6 protein-coding genes are annotated in these 6,630 nt (G+C 36.4%); 3 read left to right on the top strand and 3 right to left on the bottom strand.

Translation table 11 applies throughout. From position 1 onward, the window contains the following. Positions 1-758: 758 nt before the first annotated feature. Complete coding sequence (locus Q0X52_RS06505; protein WP_297576259.1) at positions 759-1,982, bottom strand: major outer membrane protein; 1,224 nt, start codon at positions 1,980-1,982, stop codon at positions 759-761. Between the two features lie 79 nt (positions 1,983-2,061). Here Q0X52_RS06505 and Q0X52_RS06500 point away from each other — a divergent pair, with 79 nt between their 5' ends. Continuing rightward, positions 2,062-2,196: a hypothetical protein gene (locus Q0X52_RS06500; protein ID WP_297576257.1), complete on the top strand. Its 135-nt coding sequence runs from the start codon at positions 2,062-2,064 to the stop codon at positions 2,194-2,196. Between the two features lie 107 nt (positions 2,197-2,303). Further along, positions 2,304-3,173 (top strand): zinc metalloprotease HtpX, encoded by an 870-nt coding sequence (gene htpX, locus Q0X52_RS06495; RefSeq protein ID WP_297576255.1) that lies wholly within the window; start codon positions 2,304-2,306, stop codon positions 3,171-3,173. A 58-nt stretch (positions 3,174-3,231) separates the two neighbouring features. Here htpX and Q0X52_RS06490 read toward each other — a convergent pair whose 3' ends face one another. Both Q0X52_RS06490 and glmS read right to left on the bottom strand, forming a co-directional pair. Beyond that, a complete protein-coding gene (locus Q0X52_RS06490) occupies positions 3,232-3,606 on the bottom strand; it encodes an HIT family protein (RefSeq protein WP_297576253.1) in 375 nt (124 codons plus the stop codon). Next, complete coding sequence (glmS, locus tag Q0X52_RS06485; protein ID WP_297576250.1) at positions 3,603-5,417, bottom strand: glutamine--fructose-6-phosphate transaminase (isomerizing); 1,815 nt, start codon at positions 5,415-5,417, stop codon at positions 3,603-3,605. Before glmS ends, Q0X52_RS06490 begins: the two co-directional genes overlap by 4 nt. Positions 5,418-5,550: 133 nt before the next feature. Between glmS and mqnE the strand changes: the two genes are divergently transcribed. Then, positions 5,551-6,627, top strand: a complete 1,077-nt coding sequence (mqnE, locus tag Q0X52_RS06480) for an aminofutalosine synthase MqnE (RefSeq protein WP_297576248.1) — start codon at positions 5,551-5,553, stop codon at positions 6,625-6,627. Positions 6,628-6,630 lie beyond the last annotated feature (3 nt).

Below are 6,630 nucleotides of genomic sequence, written 5' to 3'. Positions count from 1 at the left end.
TAAAAATAGCTTTAAATTTGAGAGTTTTTAGATAGTTAAGTTTTATTGACAGAGATTAAATTTCACAATAGACTTTTTAATCTAAGTTAATTTAATAAGTTTGAGAGTTTAAATTTCAATAGTTAGCTTTTAAATTTCACTATAAACTCTTAAAACTAACGATAAATAGCTTTAAATTTAGAAGTTTGAGGGTTTAAATTTCAAAACTAGACTTCTTAATTTAAGTTGATTTAACTCTTGACTTAAGAAGTTTGAGAGTTAAATTTGAGCTTTTGATTGATGAAATTTAGGTGGTTGAAATTTAGATTGTTAAAGATTGAGTTTTAATAGCTAAGTTTTATTGAGAAAGATAAAGTTTTAAATTTAAAAGTAAATTTGAGCTTGAGAGAGAAAACAGCCAATTTAAGTTAGTTTAATAAGTTTGATAGTTTAAATTTCAATAGTTAGATGTAAATTTAGTTTTTATAAAACTAACAATAAACAGAGTAAATTTAGAAGTTTGAGAGTTAAATTTGAGTTTGTTATTGATTAAATTTAAGCAGTTTAAGAAAGATTAAATTTGACCTTACAAGGTAAAAATAGCTTTAAATTTGAGAGTTTTTAGATAGATAGGTTTTATTGAGAAAGATAACGCCTTAAATTTCAAAGTAATTTTTAGGTTTAAAAGCAAAGATTTTGATGGTTAGTTTGGATAAATTTTTGGATTGGATTTGATAGAGTGAGAGAAGGGAGCTTTTGGCTCCCTTGTGAAAAAACTCTTAGAATGAGTATTTTGCAGTAAATCTAACTTGTGTATTGTTAGTTTTATCTTCACCAGCTTTAACTTTTAGATAAGATGCATATCCTGAGAAGTTTAGCTTACTATTGTATGCATAACCAGCTCTAGCTACGATCTCATCTTGTTTTGTTTTTGAGTCTTCAGCTTTATTTTCATGATGAACATAGTCAAGACCTACATTTACATCACTATCAGGGATAGCATAACCTGCAGTTACATAGAGTGCATTATTCTTATCTTGGAATAGGCTATAGTTAAAGCTTGCTTGCTCACCAGCTTTTAAGAATTTGCCGTCATCCTCTAGTGATACTAAAGATAGTTTGTCTTTTTTACCATATTGGACATAACCAGCAGCTACATCTGCACCAAAGAATGCGCTTGATAGCTCACCACCAAAGAATGTAGTGCCATCAACTCCCATTTCATCTTTGAAGTTTTTGTTTATCTTAGATGTACCAACTTGAGCTTTGAAGCCAACATTTACATCATCAGCAACATCAAAGCTACCTGATACCTCACCAGCATATAGGTCAGCTGTGCTTGTAAGTCTTGCTGCCCACAATTGGAAAGCTATAGGGTCATATGAGCCGATAACTGCTGCACCAAATAGGTCGTTATTAACAACTCTATCTCTAATTTTGTTAGCTAAAGTTGCGTTTTCATCTACAATCGCATAAACGTCATCAACTATATTGCCATCTTTGTATAGGTTATCCATCCACAATGCAGCAAGAGTTAATCCCTCGATGTCGCTGTTTAATACTGCTACACCATCACCAAATAGGTCATCTGTAAAGAATGTATCGATGTTTTGGCGACCAACTAGAACTGTAGTGCCACCTACATTATATCCTAGGTGTAGGTTATATACATCATATGGTGCTTTTGCTACTGCGCCACCATCTCTTGTGTTTTGTCCGTTTGCATCAATTCTAAGACCAGCTACACCAAAGAAGTTGTCATCAACTTTTGTTTTGAGATTTACTTCTGATTTAAATCTCCAAACGCCATTTGTTTTGTGTTTTGAGCTATTTGCGTCACTACCAAATACCTTATCTTTGTTTTGATTGAATGTATATCTAACAAACATATAACCGCCAAGATCTACGTCTTTAACAGCCTCCTCAAGTGGTGTTGCAAATGAAGTGGTTGTAAGAGCACCAGCTACAAGTGCAGTTGCTAAACTAAGCTTTACTAATTTCATATTTACTCCTTATAAAAATATTGTAGGTGTATGATAGCCAAAAAATCTTAAGATGTTGCTTAAAACAAACTTAATATGATTGAAAGATTACCAACCATTTACTAAAAAAGTCCTAAATTTGGCTTTAGTGGCAGTTGGGCTTGGTAGTAGAGTAGGTGAAAAGCTAGTTAAAGAGAGTGCTAAACAACACTCTCTTTTGTGGGATAGAAATTAGCTTTTAGTTTAGTAGGATTATCTTATATAAATTTGGTAAATGGTCGGTAATGGCTTTTGTTTATCTCTTTGTTATAAAATTTGTCAAATTTAGATCAAGGAAGAGAGATGGAGATAGTAAAGACAACTTTTCTAATGTGTGTGCTTATGGTTCTTTTTGTCTTTGTTGGCAACTTGGTGGCTGGTAGTACTGGTATGGTTGTGGCTTTTGTTTTGGCGACGGCTATGAACTTTTATGGATATTTTTTCAGTGATAGGATAGTTCTTAGTAGATACCATGCCTGTAGAGTGGATGAGAGGTCGGCAAAGGGGCTATGTGAGATGGTAAAAGAGCTTTGTAAGAGGGCCTCTTTGCCAGTGCCGCAAATCTACATAGTGCCAGATAGCACGCCCAATGCCTTTGCAACAGGACGCAATCCCAATCACGCAGCTGTGGCTGTGACAGAGGGGCTTTTGGAGCTTTTGGATGAGAGAGAGGTTAGGGCGGTGATAGCTCATGAGCTTAGTCATGTTAGACACTACGATATCCTTACAGGCTCGGTAGCGGCTATGTTTGCAGGAGCTATAGCTATACTTGCAAATATCGCTCAAATGGGAGCTGTTTTTGGGGAGAATAGAGGCAAAAACAACGCTTTGGTAGCGCTTGTGGCGGCTTTGGTGATGCCTTTGGTGGCTTCTGTGATACAGCTTAGTATCTCAAGAAGTAGAGAATATGCAGCAGATAGAGGCTCAGCGCTTCTTACGCAAGATCCAGAGGCGCTAATCAGTGCTTTAAGCAAGCTTGAAAACTACTCTAAAGGCGAGGTTCTAAAAAACGTCACGCCACAAACTTCGCATATGTTTATCATCAATCCACTAAATGCACTTAGCAGCAACATCTCATCGCTTTTTAGGACTCACCCAACTACGGCAGATAGGATTGCAAGGCTTAGAGAGATGGAGAGTGGTGGGAGCTTGAGGAGGTATTTTGAAAGTTAGAGAGTTTTGGTTGGAGTGGTTTTGTCAATAGAGTAAAACTACTCCAAGTTTAAGCGGTTTAGTCAAATTTAACTTTCAATCTTTTTTGAAGAGCTCTAACAAACTCATCAAAACTAGGCAGTGAGTCGCTGTTAAACTCTCGTAGTTTTTCTCCCCACATAGAGTTTGGAAAATACTCATCATCACTAAATCTTGCGATGATATGGAGATGGACTCTTGGAAGCTCATTGCCAAAACTTGCTAAATTTATCTTTGTTGGGCTATAAAACTCTAGCATAGTTTTTTCTACTATCATAGCCAGTGCAAAAAGCTTTGCTCTTAACTCATCGCTCATATCGCTTAGCTCTTTATAAGGCTCTTTGGTAAATATGATAAGCCATGGATTTTTGCTCTCATTGGCTTTTATGTAAAAATCCTTATCTTCGTAGATCATTCTACAGTAACACTCTTGGCTAAATTTCTAGGCATATCGACATTGTTTCCAAGGCTTACACAAATCTCTAGTGCGAAGAGTTGCAAGACCTTCAATATACTAAAATACTCAAGCATTGGGTGAGACTCTCTTTTAATCATAATAAGGTCATTGGCAGGCTCAAATGGCAATGGGCTTATGGCAAGGACTTTGCTATTTCTAGAGATAAGCTCTTCGACATTGCTTTTTGTCTTTTCATAAAGTAGAAGTTCTGGCATGAGAGCTATCGTATAGAGTCCATCATCAACCAAAGCGATAGGTCCATGTTTCATCTCGCCACTTGGGTAGCCCTCTGCGTGAAGATAGCTAATCTCTTTAAGTTTTAAAGCGCCCTCAAGTGCCAAAGGATAGAAAATATCTCTTCCGATATAGAAAAATCCATGACCTTTTAGGTAGTTTTTGCTTATTTTAGAAATTTGAGTTTGAAGTTGTTTATCTACTTTGAGTGCTTTTGAGGCACTTAAAATCGCCTTTATCTCGCTTTTTAGCTCGGATTTTTCTATCCTTTTATTTACTTTAGCAGCAAGCAAAACCAACATCCAAAGAACCAAAACTTGCATTGAAAAGGCCTTTGTGCTTGCCACACCTTTTTCAACGCCAGCTCTTGTTAAGATGGAGTAGTCCGCAGTTCTTACCATAGAGCTGTTATCGACATTGCAAATGGCAAGAGTTTTGATGCCGGCTTTTTTTGCTACATCTAAAGCTCCCAAAGTATCGGCTGTTTCGCCGCTTTGAGAGATAGCAATAAAGAGTGAGTTTGGCTTAATAAGAGGCTTTTTATATCTAAACTCACTAGCAATATCGACCTTTACTCTTATTTTGGCTATACGCTCAAAAAGATAAGAGGCTGTAAGTGCGGCATGATAGCTTGTCCCGCAAGCGCCAAAAATAATCTCATCTATACCTTTAAAGATATTTTCATCTATCTCATCAAAGAGTATATCATCATCTTTTACTCGCTCAAGAAGGCAGTTGTTTGCGATATCGCTTTGCTCATAAATCTCTTTTTCCATAAAAAATCTATAGCCATTTTTTTGTGCGCTCTCTCTGTTTTTAGGGAGCTCTTTGTAGAGTGGCTCTATCTTTTTGCCACTCTTAAACAAAGAGATATCACCAAATTTGGCAAATCCATACTCGCCATCTTCAAGATAGATAGCTTTGCTTATATCTTTGATAAGTGGTGCGTCGCATGAGGCAAAGACTACTTCGCCATCTTTGTTTTTGCCAACTATTAGTGGAGTTGATTGTTTGGCAAAAAAGATAGTATCCTTTGCTGCCTTTGTTATAAGTAGTATCGCAAATGAGCCTTTTAGCTGTGCTATGGTCTTTGTAAAGGCAACAAAGGGATCTTTTATCTCATTGTTTATAGATTCAAAAAGATGAACAATGACCTCGCTATCGGTCTTACTTTCAAAAATAACACCTTTTGCTAAAAGTGACTCTTTTAGCTCTTTGTAGTTTTCGATAATGCCGTTGTGCGCAGTAAAGCTATAGTTGCCAAGGTGAGGATGAGCGTTTGCTTCTGTAGGTTTTCCATGAGTTGCCCATCTAGTGTGAGCGATACCAATGCCCATTCCATCTGAGCTAAATTTCTGCATTTTTTGTGCTAGGTTGTCTATCTTGCCAGTTGCCTTAAAGCAAAAACTCTTCTCATCTTCGGTAATTATAGCCATTCCTGAACTATCATAGCCTCTGTATTCAAGCTCTCTAAGCCCATCTAGTAAAAATTCTTTTTTCTCTTTATTGCCTATATATCCAACAATTCCGCACATTAAAAAGTCCTTTTATCTCTTTAAGAGTCTATTTAGATTTTGTATTATACAACAAAAAAACAAAACTTTTTTTAAGGCTATATATTTATAATGTTAGTAAATTTAAGAAGAGTTTATTTGGAGTTTTTGATAGATGGAGTTGATAGAAAAGCTTAAAAGCGGTGAGCGGCTTAGCTATGAAGATGGAGTTGGGCTTTATGAGTTAGATCTCTTTACGCTTGGTAAATTTGCAGGCAAAAAAAGAGAGTTGTTACATAAAAAAGAGGTCTATTTTAACCAAAACAGACATATAAATCCTACAAATTTATGCGCCGATGTCTGTCTTTTTTGTGCCTTTTCATCGCATAGAAAAAACGACAATGCCTATACTTTGAGCTATGATGAGATTATGGATATCGTAGATAGAAGTGTTAAAAATGGCGCTATGGAGATGCATATCGTCTCAGCTCACAATCCAAATGTAGGCTTTGAGTGGTATTTTGATATCTTTAAAAAGATAAAAGAGCGCTACCCATCGCTTCATATCAAGGCAATGACAGCGGCTGAGGTTGATTTTTTGCATAGAAGATATGGATATAGCTATGAAGAGATTTTGCAAAAGATGATAGAAAGTGGCGTGGATTCGATGCCAGGAGGCGGAGCTGAGATTTTTAATGAGATAGTTAGAAAAAAACTTTGCCATGGCAAAGTAAAGAGCAATCAATGGCTCAAAATCCACACTCTTTGGCACGAACTTGGCAGAGAGAGTAATGCTACTATGCTTTTTGGACATATTGAAAAAAGAGAGCATAGAATAGATCATATGATACGCCTAAGAGAGGTTCAAGATGTTGCTATCAAAAATGGCAAAGGTGGTTTTAACGCCTTTATACCGCTAGTTTATCAAAGAGCCAACAACTATCTAAAGTTAGATAATTTTTTGGGCTCTGTTGAGATACTAAAGACCTATGCAATCTCTAGGTTGATGTTGGACAATATCAGCCACATCAAAGCATATTGGGCGACTAGCACCTTAAATTTAGCCCTTGTTGCGCAGGAATTTGGAGCAGATGATCTAGATGGCACCATAGAGGAAGAGAAGATCCAAAGTAGTGCAGGTGCAAAGAGTAGCAAAGGTGTAAGCAAAGAGGAGTTTATAGAGCTTATAAAAACAGCGGGATTTACTCCAGTGCTAAGAGATAGTCTTTACAATAAAATTCAAGTTTTCTAAATT

Source organism: uncultured Campylobacter sp., assembly GCF_947255105.1.
Classification (GTDB): domain Bacteria; phylum Campylobacterota; class Campylobacteria; order Campylobacterales; family Campylobacteraceae; genus Campylobacter_B.
Note: the sequence above shows the minus strand (reverse complement) of the source record. Positions and strands in the feature narration are given on the sequence as shown.